General features: G+C 70.6%; 17 protein-coding genes. 6 read left to right on the forward strand and 11 right to left on the reverse strand.

Annotated elements, in window-relative coordinates; all coding sequences use genetic code 11:
• Window positions 1–4: 4 nt before the first annotated feature.
• The 9 genes from H9640_RS03320 to H9640_RS03360 all read right to left on the reverse strand — a co-directional run bounded on the left by H9640_RS03320 (window position 5) and on the right by H9640_RS03360 (window position 8,209).
• Complete coding sequence (locus tag H9640_RS03320; protein WP_191789304.1) at window positions 5–940, reverse strand: urea transporter; 936 nt, start codon at window positions 938–940, stop codon at window positions 5–7.
• Window position 941: 1 nt separating this feature from the next.
• On the reverse strand, window positions 942–2,153 hold the full coding sequence (locus H9640_RS03325; RefSeq protein WP_191789305.1) for a HoxN/HupN/NixA family nickel/cobalt transporter: 1,212 nt from the start codon (window positions 2,151–2,153) through the stop codon (window positions 942–944).
• 5 nt (window positions 2,154–2,158) lie between these two features.
• On the reverse strand, window positions 2,159–3,262 hold the full coding sequence (locus H9640_RS03330; RefSeq protein WP_191789306.1) for an urease accessory protein UreD: 1,104 nt from the start codon (window positions 3,260–3,262) through the stop codon (window positions 2,159–2,161).
• Window positions 3,259–3,894 (reverse strand): urease accessory protein UreG, encoded by a 636-nt coding sequence (gene ureG / locus H9640_RS03335; protein WP_191789307.1) that lies wholly within the window; start codon window positions 3,892–3,894, stop codon window positions 3,259–3,261. The genes H9640_RS03330 and ureG overlap by 4 nt, the downstream gene beginning before the upstream one ends.
• A gap of 66 nt (window positions 3,895–3,960) precedes the next feature.
• Window positions 3,961–4,671 (reverse strand): urease accessory protein UreF, encoded by a 711-nt coding sequence (locus tag H9640_RS03340; RefSeq protein ID WP_191789308.1) that lies wholly within the window; start codon window positions 4,669–4,671, stop codon window positions 3,961–3,963.
• 8 nt (window positions 4,672–4,679) lie between these two features.
• Complete coding sequence (gene ureC / locus H9640_RS03345; protein WP_191789309.1) at window positions 4,680–6,404, reverse strand: urease subunit alpha; 1,725 nt, start codon at window positions 6,402–6,404, stop codon at window positions 4,680–4,682.
• The gene (locus H9640_RS03350) at window positions 6,404–6,820 is read right to left on the reverse strand and encodes an urease subunit beta (protein WP_191789310.1); all 417 of its coding nucleotides are present in this window, start codon (window positions 6,818–6,820) and stop codon (window positions 6,404–6,406) included. The genes ureC and H9640_RS03350 overlap by 1 nt, the downstream gene beginning before the upstream one ends.
• Window positions 6,821–6,889: 69 nt before the next feature.
• Window positions 6,890–7,900 (reverse strand): sirohydrochlorin chelatase, encoded by a 1,011-nt coding sequence (locus H9640_RS03355; RefSeq protein WP_191789311.1) that lies wholly within the window; start codon window positions 7,898–7,900, stop codon window positions 6,890–6,892.
• 3 nt (window positions 7,901–7,903) lie between these two features.
• The gene (locus H9640_RS03360; protein ID WP_191789312.1) at window positions 7,904–8,209 is read right to left on the reverse strand and encodes an urease subunit gamma; all 306 of its coding nucleotides are present in this window, start codon (window positions 8,207–8,209) and stop codon (window positions 7,904–7,906) included.
• A 274-nt stretch (window positions 8,210–8,483) separates the two neighbouring features.
• On the opposite strand from H9640_RS03360, the gene H9640_RS03365 reads away from it, so the two are divergent.
• Window positions 8,484–11,951, forward strand: coding sequence for an FUSC family protein (locus H9640_RS03365; RefSeq protein ID WP_191789313.1), 3,468 nt, complete (start codon window positions 8,484–8,486; stop codon window positions 11,949–11,951).
• A 38-nt stretch (window positions 11,952–11,989) separates the two neighbouring features.
• A complete protein-coding gene (locus tag H9640_RS03370) occupies window positions 11,990–12,370 on the forward strand; it encodes an MmcQ/YjbR family DNA-binding protein (RefSeq protein ID WP_191789314.1) in 381 nt (126 codons plus the stop codon).
• 12 nt (window positions 12,371–12,382) lie between these two features.
• On the opposite strand, the gene H9640_RS03375 is transcribed toward H9640_RS03370, so the two are convergent.
• Window positions 12,383–12,685 carry a helix-turn-helix transcriptional regulator gene (locus H9640_RS03375; RefSeq protein WP_191789315.1) on the reverse strand — a complete coding sequence of 101 codons (303 nt, stop codon included), beginning with the start codon at window positions 12,683–12,685 and terminating at the stop codon, window positions 12,383–12,385.
• 66 nt (window positions 12,686–12,751) lie between these two features.
• Between H9640_RS03375 and map the strand changes: the two genes are divergently transcribed.
• Together map and H9640_RS03385 are read left to right on the forward strand one after the other, a co-directional pair.
• Entirely contained in the window at window positions 12,752–13,528 is a 777-nt protein-coding gene (gene map, locus H9640_RS03380) for a type I methionyl aminopeptidase (protein WP_191789316.1), read from the forward strand.
• Between the two features lie 89 nt (window positions 13,529–13,617).
• On the forward strand, window positions 13,618–14,001 hold the full coding sequence (locus tag H9640_RS03385) for a DUF1622 domain-containing protein (protein WP_191789317.1): 384 nt from the start codon (window positions 13,618–13,620) through the stop codon (window positions 13,999–14,001).
• Window positions 14,002–14,020: 19 nt separating this feature from the next.
• Here the strand turns inward: H9640_RS03385 and H9640_RS03390 are convergent, their stop codons facing one another.
• Window positions 14,021–14,965: a DUF4190 domain-containing protein gene (locus H9640_RS03390; protein ID WP_191789318.1), complete on the reverse strand. Its 945-nt coding sequence runs from the start codon at window positions 14,963–14,965 to the stop codon at window positions 14,021–14,023.
• 201 nt (window positions 14,966–15,166) lie between these two features.
• Here H9640_RS03390 and H9640_RS03395 point away from each other — a divergent pair, with 201 nt between their 5' ends.
• On the forward strand, window positions 15,167–16,123 hold the full coding sequence (locus H9640_RS03395) for a 3-methyladenine DNA glycosylase (protein ID WP_225226644.1): 957 nt from the start codon (window positions 15,167–15,169) through the stop codon (window positions 16,121–16,123).
• A gap of 20 nt (window positions 16,124–16,143) precedes the next feature.
• Complete coding sequence (locus tag H9640_RS03400; protein WP_204808237.1) at window positions 16,144–16,482, forward strand: hypothetical protein; 339 nt, start codon at window positions 16,144–16,146, stop codon at window positions 16,480–16,482.
• Window positions 16,483–16,603: the final 121 nt, after the last annotated feature.

Here is a 16,603-nt window from a genome sequence, read left to right on the forward strand (position 1 = left end):
ACGCTCAGGGACGCTTGAGCGCCGGGACGAAGGTCGCGATGATCAGGAAGACCCACGTCGTGAGGATGTACGGCCAGGTGTAGACGGGGCCGCTCGTGAGGTCGTGCATGAGGATCGTCACGGCGGCGGTCGCGATCGTGCCGACGAGCGCGTACACCCACGACGCGGTCGTGCTGCGCAGGAACACGACCGCGAGCGCGATCGCCGTCAGGACCCCGGAGTAGCCGTTGAGGCCGTTGGCCGTGTTCTGGAGGTTCTCGCCGAACGCGAGCGCGCACAGGCTCCCGACCACGCTGCCCATGACGGCCGCCAGGCCTACCTTCCACGACGCGACGAACAGGCCCAGCAGGATCAGCGCGCCGGCCCACACGCTGTTGACCAGGACGACCTCCGACACGTTGGTCAGCAGGGAGCGGAAGAAGGCCGTCGTGGTGTCGTCGGCCACGTGCGTGCCCGCCGAGGACACGTGCAGGCTCGTGGTCGTGACGTACATGATCCCGGCGACCGTGCAGAACGGGGCCGTCGTCGCGGGCAGCGCGAAACGCTTGAGCGGCTCGGTGCCGAACAACCACACGAAGAACCACGTCACCGGTGCGCACAGGAGGCCGCCGACCAGGGCGACCACGTACGACCAGGCCTGGTCGCCGCCCATCGCCGCGTAGACCGCAGCACCGACCAGGGCGCCGCAGAAGCCCTGCATGCCCATCTCGACGTTGTCCGCACCGACCCTCATGAGGTAGCCCGCGGCGGTCGACGCGACGGTGCCCACGACCACGAGCAGGGCCATGCGCCAGTCCGCGACCACGAACGCCGCGAGGATCAGCAAGCCCGTCCAGACGTTCTTCTGGAAGAAGATCTGGGACAGGCCGTGCGCGAGGGAAGCTCCCGTCACGGCGGAGGCGTTCGAGGACGCCCTCGACGAGGCGTTCGTCGCAGTCATGTCATCTCCCTGCTGTTCCGGTGTCCGGCCGACGGTTCGTCGGACGGTCGAGGGCCGGGTGACCCTCGGGCGGGGCGAGCGGTGGCGGCTGGGTCGGCGAGGGGAGCACGGGCCCGGAGACCGAGGGACCCGGGCCACCGGCGCCGACAGCACCCGTGGCAGGCACAGGGCGCCCCCAGCGTTCCTCGACCCGGCCGAGCTTCCAGTAGGCGGTCGAGGCCAACCACGCCACGACGAGCGTGCTCACGACGACGTAGCCGACGTTCTCGAGCTCGATGCCCGCGACCCAGTCGGTGACCGGGTCGTGCAGGCCCAGCTTCTCGTTGAGAAGCCCCACGAGCTCGATCCCGCCGATCACGACCGCGACCATGACGGAGATCCCCGTCACGGTCAGGCTGTAGTAGACCTTGCGGATCGGGTTGACCGTGGCCCACGAGTACGCCTTGACCATGACGGCGGAGTCCATGGTGTCGAAGAGACTCATGCCCGCCGCGAAGATCAATGGCAGGCACAGGACCGCGTACCAGGGCAGTCCCGTCGCGGCCCCTGTGCCCGCGAGGACCAGCAGCGCGATCTCGCTCGCGGTGTCGAAGCCCAGGCCGAACAGGAATCCGACCAGGTACATCTTGCGGGGGCGGTCGACCGACTTCACGATCGGCTGGATCATGCGGTTGACGAACCCGCGGCTCGCGAGCTGTCTCTCGAGCTGCTCCTCGTTCAGCGGCGCGACCTTGGTCCGCTGCCACACCTTCCAGATCCCGACGAAGGTCACCGCGTTGATGAGCCCGATGAGGATCAGGAAGCTCCCGGAGATCGCCGTACCAAAGACACCCAGGGCGTTCCGTACCCCGCTGCCGTCGGACGTGAGGCCCACGGCCCAGCTCACTCCCCCGGCGAGCAGGACCGCCATGAGGAACACGACCGTGGAGTGCCCCAGCGAGAAGAAGAGTCCGACGCCCGCGGCGGGCTTCCTGAGATCGACGAGCTTGCGCGTCGTGTTGTCGATCGCCGCGATGTGGTCCGCGTCGAACGCGTGCTTGACGCCCAGCACGTAGGCCGTGACCGCGATACCGACACCGAAGACGGCGGAGCCCATCTGAAGGTGCTGAGGGGCCACGAACGCGAAGAAGACGCCGAAGCCTACGACGTGGAGCAGCAGGACCGGCACGAAGACCTTGACCAGCTGCCAGGCGTAGGAGGATCGAGCGCCCATGGGTCTCAGCTCTTCCGGATCAGCGGTGCTTCGATCCCCGTGAGGACCTGGTGCACCGCACGCCAGGCCACCGTGTTGGCGCTCGCGACGGCGCCCGTGTCGTCGCCCACGATGCGTACCCAGACACCGGCGTCCCCCGGCAGGGCGCTGACACCGATGAAGAGGTCCTCCTCGAACCGTTCGGCGAGCACCGAGTGCAGCAGGTCGGCAAGCTGCGTGGGGGGCACGAGCGGGGTGAGGACGTAGAGCATCGCCAGGACGTCCCGGTCGCCCAGCACCGCGAGCCCCCCGGTCCGCCCGTCCTCGGGGACGAGGCGGACGCGGTCGAGCGCGACGATCCGCCCGTCCGGGCGGCGCACCTCGAAGTCCGAGGCGAAGACCGCGTACCGGTGCCTCTCGTCGCGGGCCAGGCGACCCGCGAAAACCGTCTCCCCTGCGACGAGGGTGCCCGACTCGTGCAGCGTGACGCACGTGCGCTGGTAGAACCGCGAGTCGGCGAACGGGATCACGGGCTCGGGCAGGTACTCGACGTAGGCGTCCTCAGCGACGACGACGTTCGTCTGGGCCACCGCGTAGTCGTGCTCCATCCGGTAGACCTTGCTGTGCGCCGACGTCGTGACGTGGGCCGAGCTGCCGGGCCCGAACAGCAGGTCGGTCCGGAGCCGGTCCGCCTGCAGGATGCCGCCCCCCGTCGACATCAGGTACGTGTAGGGCATGTCGGGCCGCAGCGGGTCGTAGTACAGCGGACGCATGATCTGCAGCGGCGACTTCTGGTAGTGGTGGACCAGCTCGGTGCCGCGATCGTTCCTGGCGAACTCCAGCTCCAGGAGGCCGACCTTGCCCGGGCTGCCCGCTGCCAGCGTGTCGGGCGTGCTGCTGTGGCGCAGCACCTCCTGGGGGACGCGCTCCGGCTCGTAGTGCGGGGGCTCCAGGCGGTAGCCGCCGTAGCCCGACCCACTGCCACGCCACGAGATGCCTCCCGGACGACCCGCCCCGGTCGTGGAAGCGGCGCTCGACGCTCTGCCGTCGCTGGTCGCACCCCCGGGGTCACCCGGCACCGCGCGCAGCGGCGCGGCGTCGGGCACGTCGGTCACGAGCTCCGCGCTCATCCGACGAGAGCGTCTCGACGGCCGTTCCAGAGCACGAAGATCTGCTCGTACAGCTCGTCGAGCCCCTCGCCCGTCAACGAGTTGGTGAGCACGACGGGCTTGCCGTCGCGCACGCGGCGCGCGTCCGCCTCCATGGTCACCAGGTTCGTCCGCACGTACTGCGCGATGTCGATCTTGTTGATCACCAGGATGTCCGACTCGGTGATGCCCGGACCTCGTTTGCGCGGCATCTTCTCGCCCTCCGAGGTGTCGAGCACGAAGATGAACACGTCCGCGAGAGACGGCGAGAAGGTGAGCGTCAGGTTGTCGCCCCCCGACTCGTAGATCAGCGTGTCGACCTCGGGGAACTTCTCGAGCATCTCCGCGCCCGCCGCCAGGTTCATGGTCGGGTCGTCGCGCACCGCCGTGTGCGGGCAGGCTCCCGTCTCGACGCCCACGACCCGCTCGGGGTCGAGGATCCCCGCGAGCTCACGTCGCACGTGCTGCGCATCCTCCTGCGTGTAGATGTCGTTGGTGATGACGGCCGGCTGACGGCCGGCCGCGAACAGCTTGGGCACCAGCGCCTCCGTGAGCGCGGTCTTGCCCGAACCCACCGGTCCGCCGATGCCGATCCTCAGGACGTTCTCGCTCATTCGACTGCCTCGTCTCTCTCGTCGTGCTTCTTCTGGCTACGTCTCGTGCAGGGTCCTCGGCTGCCCTCAGCTCGCGAACAGTCGCGCCTCGGCCCGCTCGTGCTGTGCCGACATCACGTCGGCGAGCGGCACGCACCCGCCCAGGTCGGACAGGTCGCGCGCCACCGCGTCGGCGGTCACGTCGGCGATCACGGGCCCGACGGCGTGGAGCACCACCTGCGCGTGCCGGTGGTCCGTGAGCCGCAGCCGCAGGGCCGCCCCCACGAAGCTCACCGCGAACGCGAACAGGTCCGACGCCACCGCCTGCTCGGCACCGACGCCGGTCGTGGCGTACGCGACGGCCGTGGCGACGGGCTGGCATCCCGGGGTCTCCTTGGCCGTGATCCGCCTGCCCCACTCCTCGAGCCCCGGGCCACCGATCGCCTCGCGCGCGAGGTCCGTGACCTGGTGGCCGCTGCGCACCGAGGCCTTGCGCATCTCGGCGTTGAGCTTCGAGGCGAACAGCACCTGGTCCACCTCCTGGACCTGGTCCCAGTCGGCGGCCACCGCCGCGTCGTGGGCCCGGGCGAGCGCCGTCGCGTCGCCCGGACCCACCGAGTGCCGCAGCAGGCCCGTCAGCAACCCCTCGACGTCGCCCCGGTCGACCAGGCGCGCCTGGCTGAACCCCTCCAACCCGTGCGACATCGTGTAGAAGCCGCTCGGGAAGGCGGAGTCGGAGAGCTGGAGGCTCACCAGGAGCGCCCCGACGTCGGTCCTCCCGCTGGTCGTGTCCCGCATGGCCGTCCTCAGGCGAGGAAGAAGAGCTGGGTCATGGGCAGGGACTCGGCCGGCTCGATGTGCGCGGGCTTGCCGTCGAACGTCACCTTGTACGTCTCGGGATCGACGTCGATGACGGGCGTGCGGTCGTTGCGGACCATGTGCTCCTTCCCGATGCCCCGGCAACGACGCACCGGCAGGACCTGGCTCTTGAGGCCGAGCTGCTCGGGAACTCCCTTGTCGATCGCGGCCTGCGACATGAACGTGATGCGGGTCGCCTGCTGCGCCTGTCCGAAGGCGCCGAACATGGGCCGGTAGTACACGGGCTGGGGCGTGGGCAGCGACGCGTTCGGGTCACCCATGAGGGCCCAGTTGATGAGACCGCCCTTGACGACGACCTTGGGCTTCGCAGCGAACGAGTCGACGGGCCACAGCACGATGTCGGCCATCTTGCCGGGCTCGAGCGAGCCGACGTAGTCGGAGACGCCCTGCGTGATCGCCGGGTTGATCGTCACCTTCGCCAGGTAGCGCAGCACGCGGAAGTTGTCGTTGTCCCCGGTCTCCTCGGGCAACGGGCCGCGCACGGCCTTGTTGTGGTGCGCGGTCTGGAAGGCCCGCGTCACCGACTCGCCGATACGGCCCATGGCCTGGGAGTCGGACGAGAACATGGACAGCACGCCCTCGTCGTGGAGCACGGTCTCCGCGGAGATCGTCTCGGCGCGGACACGGGAGTCCGCGAAGGCGACGTCCTCGGGGATGTCGTGCGAGAGGTGGTGGCACACCATGACCATGTCGAGCAGCTCGTCGACGGAGTTGACCGTGTACGGCAGGGTCGGGTTGGTCGAGGAGGGCAGGATGTTCGGGAACCCGGCGGCCTTCATGATGTCCGGTGCGTGCCCTCCTCCAGCCCCCTCCGTGTGGTACGTGTGGATCGTGCGGCCGTCGATCGCCGAGAGCGTGTCCTCGACGAACCCCGCCTCGTTGAGGCTGTCGGTGTGGATCGAGACCTGGACGTCGAACTCGTCGGCCACGCTCAGTGCGTTGCGGATCACCGCGGGCGTCGCCCCGAAGTCCTCATGGACCTTGAGCGACGAGGCTCCGGCCTCGATCTGCTCCACGAGCGGCGCGGGCAGCGACCCGTTGCCCTTGCCGTGGAAGCCCATGTTGACGGGCATGTCCTCCGCGGCCTGGATCATGCGGTGCAGGTGCCACGCGCCCGGCGTCGTCGTGACACCGTTCGTCGCGTCGGTCGGGCCGGTCCCACCACCGAAGAGCGTCGTGATGCCGTTCGACAGGGCAGCCTGCGCCTGCTGCGGGGAGATGTAGTGCACGTGGCTGTCGAACGCCCCAGCGGTGGCGATGCAGTGCTCGCCCGCCAGGATCTCGGTGGTCGCACCCACCACGAGACGCGGGTCGACCCCGCTCTGCAGATGGGGGTTGCCCGACTTGCCGATGCCGGCGATCTTGCCGTCCTTGACGCCGATGTCCCCCTTCACGACGCCGAGGATCGGGTCCAGGATGATGGCGTTGGTGATCACGAGGTCGAGTGCGCCCTGCGCGCTGGTGGCCTCCGGGTCGGCCGCCATGCCGTCGCGGGCGGTCTTCCCACCGCCGTAGACGACCTCGTCGCCGTAGTGGCCCTCGTTGTAGTCCTTCTCGATCTCGATCACGAGGTTCGAGTCCGCGAGGTGCACCTTGTCGCCGGTGGTCGGACCGAACAGGTCCGTGTACTGCTTGCGGGAGATGATGGCCATTACTTCTTCCCCTTCTTCGCAGCTCCGGTGGTCCGCGCCGTCGGCTTGCCGTCCTTGAACTGTCCCTCGGTCATGCGCGCGAGCGAGTCGATCCGGGTCTGACGCGAGTCGAGCCCGCCGTCGACCAGGTTGTTGAAGCCGACGAGGTGACGCGAACCGGAGAAGGCGGTCAGCGTGACGTCGCGGGAGTCTCCAGGCTCGATGCGGACCCCTGTCCCGGCAGGGATGTCCAGGTGCATGCCGTACGCCTTCTCCCGCTCGAAGAGCAGCGCGCGGTTCACCTCGAAGAAGTGGAAGTGCGACCCGATCTGCACGGCGCGGTCGCCGGTGTTGCTCACCCTGAGCGTCACCTTCTCTCGGCCCGCGTTGATCTCGATGTCCTCATCGGTGTGGTGGTACTTGGGGCTACCTAGCATCGTTCTTCCCTCCGCTGCTGCTTCGCGTCGTGGTGCTTCTCGATGGATCGGTGACGGTCTGGCGACCGCTCAGTGACGACGGGCGAGGACCTCGTCGTGGGAGACGCCGCGCGCTGCCGGCGGCTCGAGCTCGTCGGCGTCCCGCCGCGCGGCGTCGACTGTGTCGTGGATGACGTGGGTGTCGTGGGTGTCGTGGGTGTGCGCCCCGCCGCCGTGAGGTGACGGATGCGGCGGGGCGCTCGGGCGGGGGTGCGGATGAGGATGGGGGTGCGGGTGCTGGTGACCCGCCGCGCCGTGCTCGCCGCTCTCCTCGAAGGCGTGCGAGTGGGCGTACCCGTGGCCGTGGTCCGCGAGCAGACCGGTCTCGATCCCGTCGTGGCCGTGGCTCAGGCTGTGCTCGGCCGCGGCGAGCCGCTGCCGGACGACCTGGAGGATCGCCTGCTCCGACATCAGCGGCCCGTAGAACGTCGCCCGGGCGAGCTCGCCGATCCCCCAGGGGGCGGCGCTCGTCCGTGCGAAGCCTGCGGGGACGACGACGGCCTCGGTGGACCCCAGGAGCCGCGCACGACGGACCGCCTCGGCGACCTCCGCGTCCTCCTCGACGCACGCGACCTCGACCGGGAGCCCGGCGCCGTGCGTCCGTACGAGGTGCGCGACCCGGTGAAGCTCCGCGTCGTCGAACGGGTTCGACGACGTCGCCGTGATCACCAGGGCCGCCCCCGGCCGCCGCTCGGCGGTCTCGGTCGCGGCCCTGCGCAGCCAGGCGACCAGGTGGTCGATCGTGCCGAAGTCGTCGCACAGGACCACCCGACCCGTCCCTGCCCCCACGCTCAGCCACTTGAGCGTCTTGGCCGTGTCGGCGACCATCGTGGGGTTCCGGCCGAACGTCATCGGCAGGACCGCCACGGGCCCGTCGCCCGTCGCGAGCAGCGCGCTCACGGCGTTGTGGAGCGTCCGGCCCGGCGGGCTGACGGTCACGCCCGGGAGCGCGTCCGCCACGAACCGCACGTCCGCCCCGTCGGCGCTCTCGTGCCCGCCGACCAGGACGAGCCGCGTCTGCCCCGGCCCCCCCGACCCCATACCTCAGGCCGCCACGGGGTCGTGACAGGAGACGAGCTTGCTGCCGTCGACGAACGTCGCCTCGACCTGGAGCAGCGCGAGCCGCTCACGGACTCCCGGGAGACAGTCCTTCTCCGACACGATCGTCTTTCCGAGCTCCATGCACTCGGCGACCGACTTCCCGTCGCGGGCTCCTTCGAGAATTGCTTCCGAGATCAGCGCCTGGGCCTCGCTGAGATTGAGCTTGGTGCCCCTTTCCCGACGCCTGCGTGCCAGGTCGGCGACCTGGTAGACATACAGCTTGTCCATTTCTCGTGGGGTGAGATTCATTGCCTGCACGACCTTTCGCCAGTGCGACCGGCAGCCGGAACGAACCGGTCTCGCGTCTGATGTCTCGACACTACGCGGGCGCCGCAGGAGTGCAACCGGAGCACCGGCAACCCTCCGGCCAGCGCTTTCACGCGCCTCGCCGCCTCGCATTCCTGGCGGCAAGCTGCGACATTGTCGCAACAAGAAGCCCCGACAAATCAGCAGATAAACCACCGCCCGGTTCGCCCGACATTTCCACCAGGCCGGATCGAGGAGCCGAAGATAGCCTGAACGCGTGGAAACAGTGTGGCTCGTCCTCGGAATCGTCATTCTCGCCCTGACCCTGCTCGACGTGTTCCTCACCGCGCTCAACTACGACGAGTCCGGTTTCATCGCGGGGCCGCTCGCCGCAGGCCAGTGGCGTCTGCTGCGCCGTGTCACCCGACGCATGTCGAGGCGGTGGCGCCCGCTCGCGCTGCGCCAGGTCACGGGCCTGCAGATCATGGTCACGGTCGTCGCCTGGCTGTTCGGCGTGATCCTCGGGTTCGGGCTGATCTACTACGGCCAGATGACCAAGACCGCGTTCTCGGTGTCCGGCACGGGCGCGAGCCTCGACTTCTTCAACGCGATGTACTTCAGCGCGGCCCAGCTCTCGACCGTCGGCGGGTCCTCGCTCACGGCCGAGACGGACGTGCTGCGCTTCCTCAGCATCGCCGAGACGCTCACGGGCGTGGTCCTCGTGTCGTTGATCCTGACCTTCCTCCTGGGCGTCTACGACGTGATCCGCGACCTGCGCGCGCTCTCGGCGCAGTTCTTCAGCGCGGAGCGCGGTGCAGGTTCCCCGGTCGCGAGCCTGGCGCCGTTCTTCCAGCAGGGCGAGCCGAGCGGGCTCGACGGGCACGTCGACGGCATCGCGGACTCGTTCTCGTCGTACACCGACGGCCTGCGGCTGCACCATGCGGCGTACTACTTCCAGAGCGGGCGCGACCAGTTCGCCCTCCCCTACGCGATCCGGATGCTCGGCGGGACCCTCGGCGCGCTCCGGTGGGGGCTGCCGGCCGGTCACCCGGCGACAGCCACACCGGGTCTCGTCCCCCTGACCTTCCAGTTCCTCGAGTTCGGCGAGTACCTGCAGAAGAGGCTGCGCTGGACGAGTCACGCGGTCCCCGAGGTGGTCAGCTCCGACGAGTTCGCCGGCCTCGCCCGGAGCGGGCACCACCGCGGGCGGCAGGACGAGTGGGTCGCGCGCTTCGTCGAGCTCGATCGCGACATGGCCGACCTCGCCGGGATCGAACCGCTCACCGACCTCGACGACGCCTACCGCCGCTACACCCAGTGGCTGCCGTTCGCCTACCGCGCCCAGCAGATCACGTTCGCCGTGAGCCGGGACCTGGACTACCAGCCGATCATCGTGACCGACAAGCCGGTCTCGATCCTGCACACCGACGACGCGCTCGTGCTCCGGTTCCTCGAGGAGGACGTCCCCGGACCCGTCGTCGGACCCGGGGCGGGCCCCGTCGCCGACCCGTCCGAACCGGCGGAGCGGTCGGCGCGCAGCCGGATCTCGCGGTGGGAGACCTTCGTCGACCAGCACGTGTCCCTCGTCGACCCGGGCTACGCCCGCCTGCGCGGGGCCGGGCGCGCCGTGCTCGCGGCGAGCGCCGCCGTCGTCTCGTTGTACGTCCTCTTCGAGGCGACCGGACGTGACGGGCTCCAGCCCGCGATGTTCGGCGGCTTCGTCGCCATGCTCAGCACAGGCATCTCGGTCGACAAGACGCAGCGGGGTCGCAAGGTCACGAGCATCCTGCTCATCGCCCCTGTCAGCCTCGTGGTCGTGCTCGGGGCGCTGGTCTCGAGATCCCCCGTCTGGACCGCCGTGCTCGTCGTGGCCGTCGCGGGACTCGGCGTATGGGTCGGACGGTTCGGGCCTCGCTGGGCGGCGCTCGGCCAGGTCACGTTCGTCGCGTACTACTTCGCGCTCATCCTGCGGCTGCACCTCACGGAAGTGCTCCTCTACATCACCGCGGCCGCGCTCGGAGTCGTGTGGGCCTGGGTCCTGAACTACGTGATCCTCCCGGAACGGCCCCTCAAGGTGCTGCGCGGTGGGATCGACGGGTTCGGACGCCGCCTGGTCACGTCGATGGACGCGCTCGTCGACGCCGTCTCCTGGGCTCGGTGGGACCCGGACATCGTCAAGCGGGTCCGGCTCGACATGCGGGAGCTGCACCGCGGGGCGGCGTTCCTCGCGGGGCAGCTCACGGGCGGGGAGAACGCGACCGGGATCGAGCCCGCCCGTAGCGCCGAGGTCCGGTTACACCTGTTCGACACGGAGCTCGCCGCGGTCAACCTCATGACCGCCGCGCGCAACGTCACGGGCACCGCGATCCCCCTGGAGCTGCGCGGACGGCTCGCGGGACGGATCGAGCTGCTGCAGGCGCACCTCGCGGAGATCGCTGCTCGCCCCGTCGACGGCTCACCTCCCGCGGCCCCGGCCACGCAGCTCGCCCCCTGGCAGGGCGACCGCCCCCCGGCGGAGTGGCCGCAGGCCGCCCGTCTGCTCTACCAGGCCTGCACCGAGCTCTACCGGGCGGCCGACGTCCTGCGGACCGCCGAGGTCTCGAGCCTCGACCCCGATGCGCCCCCGCTCGCCACGGTCGATCCCGACGGCACGCAGGACGACGAGGCGGCCCTCGACGAGCTCGTCGCCCCCTCGGCCCCGCCGCAGGACGGCAAGGTGCCGATGTCGCCCGTGACGAAGCGTGCCGTGCAGGCGGCGGTCGCGACCGGCGCGGCGCTCGGCATCGGCGAGGCCGTCTCCACGACGCACCAGTACTGGGCGACCATCTCGGCCTACCAGGTGCTGGGCGGCACCGACGGCGAGACATTCGTCAAGGGAGCCCAGCGCATCGCGGGCACGGTCCTCGGCGCGGCCGTCGGTTTCGGTGTCGCGATCTGGACGGGCGCGGACCCTGCGATCGTCCTCCCGCTGATCGCCGTGGCGATCTTCGCCTCGAGGTACTACCAGCAGGTCTCGCCCGCCGTGTCGAGCTTCTGGATGACCATGTTCTTCGCGCTCCTGTACGAGTTCCTCGGACGCCTGACGACGCTCGCGGTCGAGGTCAGGATCCTGGAGACCCTCTTCGGGGCCGCGGTCGCCCTGGCCGTCGCATGGTTCGTCTTCCCCACACGTACCCGCACCAAGCTCAACAAGGACGTCGCGACCCTCCTCCGGGACGTCGAGATCGTGATCACCGCGGGGCTCGAACGCCTCGCGGGAGGCACCAAGATCTCGCGGAAGGCGATCGAGAAGCACCTCCTCGTGATCACCCAGGACGTCCGCCGGGTCAACGCCACCGCCGCCCCCCTGCGGCGTGCCGCGGGCGCGCTCGAGGTCGGTGGCATCGAGGGACGCCTCACGGCGGTGTGGTCGCTGACCTACTACACGCGGCACCTCGCCCGGGCGGTCGAGCGCATGATCGAGGCGGGGGCCGACGTGTCGTCCGAGGACTGGGACCGGCTGCGCAGGACCACGAGCGCGAACATCTCGGCCCTGCGAGCCGTGCTGGCGGACCGCCTCCCCGGCACGGTCGAGGAGACCCTCGACTTCGGCAGCGAGTACGACCCGACCGGCCCTCCGACGCGCCCGCAGGACGTCGTCCTGCGTCAGGTCGAGCGCATCAACCAGACGCTCGTCGTGCTCATCGAGAGCATCGCCCCAGGGGCGACGGGCAAGGGCGAGGAAGCGGCGAGCGCACCGCTCTGACGCGAGCGGTCACGGCACGCGAGGCGTAGCGTCGAAGCATGGCCACGTGGGAGGACGTCGGGCGGATCGCGGCGGTGCTGCCGGACACGGCCGAGCACCGCCCGCGCGAGTGGGCCGTGCACGGACGGAACTTCGCCTGGGAACGTCCGCTGCGCCGTCGGGACCTGGACGAGCTGGGCGTCTCCGCGCCGGACACCGCGCCGCTCGGGTTCTACGTCGCCGACGAGGGCGAGAAGCTCGCGCTCGTGGGCGACGAGCCGAGCACCTTCTTCACGACGGCCCACTTCGCGGGCTATCCGATCGTTCTTGCGCGCCTCGACCGCGTCGCCGTCCCCGAGCTCGAGGAGCTCCTCGAGGACGCATGGCTCGCGCGGGCGCCCCGGCGCCTCGCGCAGGCGTTCCTCGACGCGACCGAGTAGGGCCCTCGCCGCCTAGGAGGCCAGCCGCTCGCGCGCGCCCTGGCCGACACGTTGTCCGGGACGGTCGCCCTCCGGCCGCGTGACCTCGGCCCAGACCTCGTCGAGGGAGAGGCCCAGGACGTCGGCGATCGCGGCGACGGTCGGGAAGGCAGGGGTGGCGACCCTGCCCGTCTCGATCTTCCGGAGGGTCTCGGGCGAGACGCGCGCGTCGAGCGCGACCTCGAGCATCGAGCGGTCCCCCCTGGCCCGACGCAGCAGAGCACCGAGGCGCTGCCCGCGTTCGACCTCGGCGGGGGTGAGCGGCAACCTGACCATGGACCCGATTCTAGTACCGGGATAACATGGCCGGTATAGTTATTGGAACCACGAGGAAGACACCGCATGATCGAGATACTGAACCCCACCGAGCTGTCCCGAGCACGAGAGACGGGAGCCCTGGTCGCTCACGTCCTGCACACGCTCAAGGGCCGCAGCACCGTCGGGACGAACCTCCTGGACATCGACCGGTGGGCGAAGGAGCTGATCCTCCAGGCCGGCGCGCTGTCCTGCTACGTCGACTACGCCCCGTCGTTCGGGCGTGGGCCCTTCGGCCACTACGTATGCACGGCCGTCAACGACGCCGTGCTGCACGGACGTCCGCACGACTACACGCTTGCCGACGGCGACCTGCTGACGCTCGACCTCGCCGTCTCCCTGGGGGGCGTCGCGGCAGACGCCGCTCTCAGCTTCGTCGTGGGGGACGCACGCCCCCCGGAGAGCCTCGCCATGATCGACGCGACCGAGCGCGCCCTCGCGGCGGGCATCGCGGCCGCACGACCCGGCGCCCGCGTCGGCGACCTCTCCCACGCCATCGGCACGGTCCTCGGCGACGCGGGATACCTGATCAACACCGAGTTCGGAGGCCACGGGATCGGCTCGACCATGCACCAGGACCCCCACGTCTCGAACACGGGACGCCCCGGACGCGGATACCGGCTGCGGCCCGGGCTGCTGCTCGCCCTGGAACCCTGGGTCATGCAGGACACCGCCGAGCTCGTCACCGATGCCGACGGATGGACTCTCCGCAGTGCGACGGGCTGCCGGACCGCGCACAGCGAGCACACGATCGCGATCACGCACGACGGGGCCGAGATCCTCACGCTGCCGCGGCCCTCGTGAGGTCGGCACGGCACGTGCGTCTGCTCGCCTGACTCGACGGCCGCTCGTCCCGCCCGGCCCGCACGGCCGTTCCGTCCTACGCTCGGCTCATGACGTTCGCCGAGGTGATCGAGGTCGTCGGCAAGGTGGTCGACGCGGCAGGGGTCGCCGCGATCGTGGTCGGCGCCCTGTACGCGGCATTCCTGTCCCTGACCCGACGCCGGGAGGGCAACGTCTACCGCCTCTTCCGGCGGCGGCTCGGTCGCTCGATCCTGCTCGGGCTCGAGCTCCTGGTCGCCGCCGACATCATCCGTACGGTCGCGATCACACCGACGCTCGAGAGCGTCGGTGTGCTCGCCGCGATCGTCCTCATCCGGACGTTCCTCAGCTTCTCGCTCGAGCTCGAGATCACGGGCCGCTGGCCCTGGCAGCAGGCCCCCGAGCCGGACCCGACGCCCGCCGAGGACGCGGCGGCGGGGCCCACGCGCACGTAGGCCCCGCCACCTGCGCGCGTCAGCTCGTCGTGGAGAACAGGACCGCGTCGTACTCCCATGCCCCGACGTTGACCTCCATGGTCACGTCGGCGGGGTCCGTGACCCCGAAGACCACGGGGAACGTCAGCGACTGGCCCGGGAGCAGGGGCGTGCTCGGGGTGCTGCTGATCTGGTTCGCCGCGTCGAAGACCTGGGAGCCCTCGACACCGCCCGACGAGAGCGTGACGTACGTGAACGTGGGGTCGAACGTCTCCGCGGTCCCGTTCGTCAGGGTGAGGTCGATCCGCACGAACTGCGTGAACCCCTCGTCGCCCGCCGCAGTGTCGCTGGGCGTGAACGCGGCCGGGGCGCTCGCACCGACCTCGAGGCCGTCCTCGTAGACGGCGGCGTCACCGAAGACGAGGGCCGGCGAGGAGTCGCCGACCGCGCCGTCAGCGGGAACGTCCTCGCCCGTCGTGTCCGCGGGCGTCTCTGCTCCCGCGGGCTCCTCGGGGGCCGAGCTCGAGATGCTCGTCGACCCGAGGCTCGTGGAAAGCTCGTCGAGGGCTGCGACGAACACGACCTGGGAGATCACCGCACCGATCCCGGCGACGACCGAGATGACGATCGCGGCGATCGACATACCCTTGCCGCTCCCGAGCGCCCCTGCCTTGACGAGCCCGATGATGCCCAGGACGAGGCCTGCGAGCGCCAGGACCGCCGCGAAGAGGTTGATGATCGGGATCAGGCAGAGCACGAGAGCGACGATCGCGAGCACGAGGCCCGTGACCGCGAGCACGTTGGACTTCTTGGGCGGGACGACGCCGTAGGGCGGCGGGTAGCCGCCCTGCTCCGGCCCCCACGCGCCGGGCTGGCCGGGCAGGGCGGGCTGGCCGGGCTGCTGGTACGGCGAGGGCTGCGGCGCTCCGGGATAGCCGAGCGACGGCGGGGTCGGCTCTGCGGGTCCGGGAGGGGGGTACGTCATTCGTCTGCTCGTCTTCTTGTCGTGCACGGCACGGCGACGCCGGAGTGTGCGGAGGAGGGAGGCGCGCGCGCTCGGCGCGCACTCCGGCACAAGTGTTCCATGTGTGGAGATGCCGTGGAGAGGACTTTCGGGTGAAAACCACCGGAACCACGCACCTGCCGCCACGACGGGCCACCACCGACCGACATCTACCCTGGAACCATGCCCACGCTTCCCGATCCCCACCGCACGCGCCCTCCCGAGCCGCGCGACGCCGTCGGGCCGGACATCCTCGCCGGTGACGCGTGGCTCCCCCTCGCGACGGCGCACGCCGAGCGCGCCGACGCCCTGACCGCGGGCTGGCGCGAGCGCAAGGCGCGCGGCGAGAAGCACGCCGTCGAGGACTTCCTCTTCACCTACTACCCCACGCGCCCCGCCCAGCTCCGGCGCTGGCACCCCGGCGCGGGCGTCACGCTCTCCGGTGACAGCAGCACGCCCGACGGCGCCGCGCCCCTCCTCGCCGAGCGCGCCACCTGGCGGTGGTACCGGACCGACACCACCGGCGGCGTGACGCTCGACGTCGACGCGTTCCTCGCAGACCGCGGCGACACCGTGCGCTATGCCCGCGACCTGCTCGCGGCCACGGCCTCCCGGCCGGCGAGCCTCGGGTGCTTCGGGCTGCACGAGTGGGCCATGGTCTACCGCGACCACGCCCAGGGCCGCGACCACCGCCACCCCCTGCCGCTGCGGCTCGGGGCCCAGGGCACCGACGACGTCGTGACCTCGCACCCCGTGCGCTGCTCGCACTTCGACGCGTTCCGCTTCTTCACCCCCGAGGCCGTGGGCCTCAACCGGCTCCAGCCCACGCGCGACACGCAGCCCGCGCTCGAGCAGCCCGGCTGCCTGCACGCCAACATGGACCTCTACAAGTGGGCGACCAAGCTGTCCCCCGCCGTGCCGAGCGGGCTCGTGCTCGACGCGTTCGAGCTCTCCCGCGACATCCGCTGGGTCGACATGCGGGCCAGCCCCTACGACGTGTCGTCGTACGGCGAGGCGCCCGTCGCGATCGAGACCCCCGCAGGCAAGGCCGAGTACGTGCGGCTCCAGCGGGGCTTCGCCGAGCGGTCCGCGACGCTGCGCGAACGGCTCGTCGAGGTCTGCGAGCGCCTGCCGGCCTGACGCGTGCGACAGTTGCCCGCATGACCCGCACGACCCGCATGCCCCGGCCGCTGACGGACCGCGAGCGCAGCGTGCTCGACGCCCTGCTCTCGATCGACGTGGACGGGGTCTCAGGGCTCCGCCGACAGGCCCGGAGCGCGGTGGTGACCGGCACGTGCGGTTGTGGCTGCCCGTCGATCGACTTCCGGACCGGCACCGGGATGCAGGTCGTGGTGGACGCGAGGGTGATCGGCTCCCCCGACGGGCTGTTCCTCTACCTCCTCGACGGCGAGCTCGGCGGCATCGAGTGGGTCAGCGTCGCCGAGGAACGACCGACGGAGCTTCCCGAACCTGCGCAGCTCGAGATCGTTCCGGCCTGACGGACCTGTGGCCGCGGGGCACGAGGTGGGTGGTCCGGCGCGAGACGGGTGGTCCGGGCCGTGGCGCGGGCACCCGTCTCGTGCGGGACCACCCGTCTCGGCGGTGCTGGGCGGCCTGGCA

The organism is Oerskovia gallyi (assembly GCF_014836745.1).
Lineage (GTDB): Bacteria > Actinomycetota > Actinomycetes > Actinomycetales > Cellulomonadaceae > Oerskovia > Oerskovia paurometabola.

Coding starts and splice junctions, on each gene's coding strand:
- H9640_RS03320 (WP_191789304.1), bottom strand. CDS start 940: ATGACTGCGACGAACGCCTCGTCGAGGGCGTCCTCGAACGCCTCCGCC.
- H9640_RS03325 (WP_191789305.1), bottom strand. CDS start 2,153: ATGGGCGCTCGATCCTCCTACGCCTGGCAGCTGGTCAAGGTCTTCGTG.
- H9640_RS03330 (WP_191789306.1), bottom strand. CDS start 3,262: ATGAGCGCGGAGCTCGTGACCGACGTGCCCGACGCCGCGCCGCTGCGC.
- ureG (WP_191789307.1), bottom strand. CDS start 3,894: ATGAGCGAGAACGTCCTGAGGATCGGCATCGGCGGACCGGTGGGTTCG.
- H9640_RS03340 (WP_191789308.1), bottom strand. CDS start 4,671: ATGCGGGACACGACCAGCGGGAGGACCGACGTCGGGGCGCTCCTGGTG.
- ureC (WP_191789309.1), bottom strand. CDS start 6,404: ATGGCCATCATCTCCCGCAAGCAGTACACGGACCTGTTCGGTCCGACC.
- H9640_RS03350 (WP_191789310.1), bottom strand. CDS start 6,820: ATGCTAGGTAGCCCCAAGTACCACCACACCGATGAGGACATCGAGATC.
- H9640_RS03355 (WP_191789311.1), bottom strand. CDS start 7,900: ATGGGGTCGGGGGGGCCGGGGCAGACGCGGCTCGTCCTGGTCGGCGGG.
- H9640_RS03360 (WP_191789312.1), bottom strand. CDS start 8,209: ATGAATCTCACCCCACGAGAAATGGACAAGCTGTATGTCTACCAGGTC.
- H9640_RS03370 (WP_191789314.1), top strand. CDS start 11,990: ATGGCCACGTGGGAGGACGTCGGGCGGATCGCGGCGGTGCTGCCGGAC.
- H9640_RS03375 (WP_191789315.1), bottom strand. CDS start 12,685: ATGGTCAGGTTGCCGCTCACCCCCGCCGAGGTCGAACGCGGGCAGCGC.
- map (WP_191789316.1), top strand. CDS start 12,752: ATGATCGAGATACTGAACCCCACCGAGCTGTCCCGAGCACGAGAGACG.
- H9640_RS03385 (WP_191789317.1), top strand. CDS start 13,618: ATGACGTTCGCCGAGGTGATCGAGGTCGTCGGCAAGGTGGTCGACGCG.
- H9640_RS03390 (WP_191789318.1), bottom strand. CDS start 14,965: ATGACGTACCCCCCTCCCGGACCCGCAGAGCCGACCCCGCCGTCGCTC.
- H9640_RS03395 (WP_225226644.1), top strand. CDS start 15,167: ATGCCCACGCTTCCCGATCCCCACCGCACGCGCCCTCCCGAGCCGCGC.
- H9640_RS03400 (WP_204808237.1), top strand. CDS start 16,144: ATGACCCGCACGACCCGCATGCCCCGGCCGCTGACGGACCGCGAGCGC.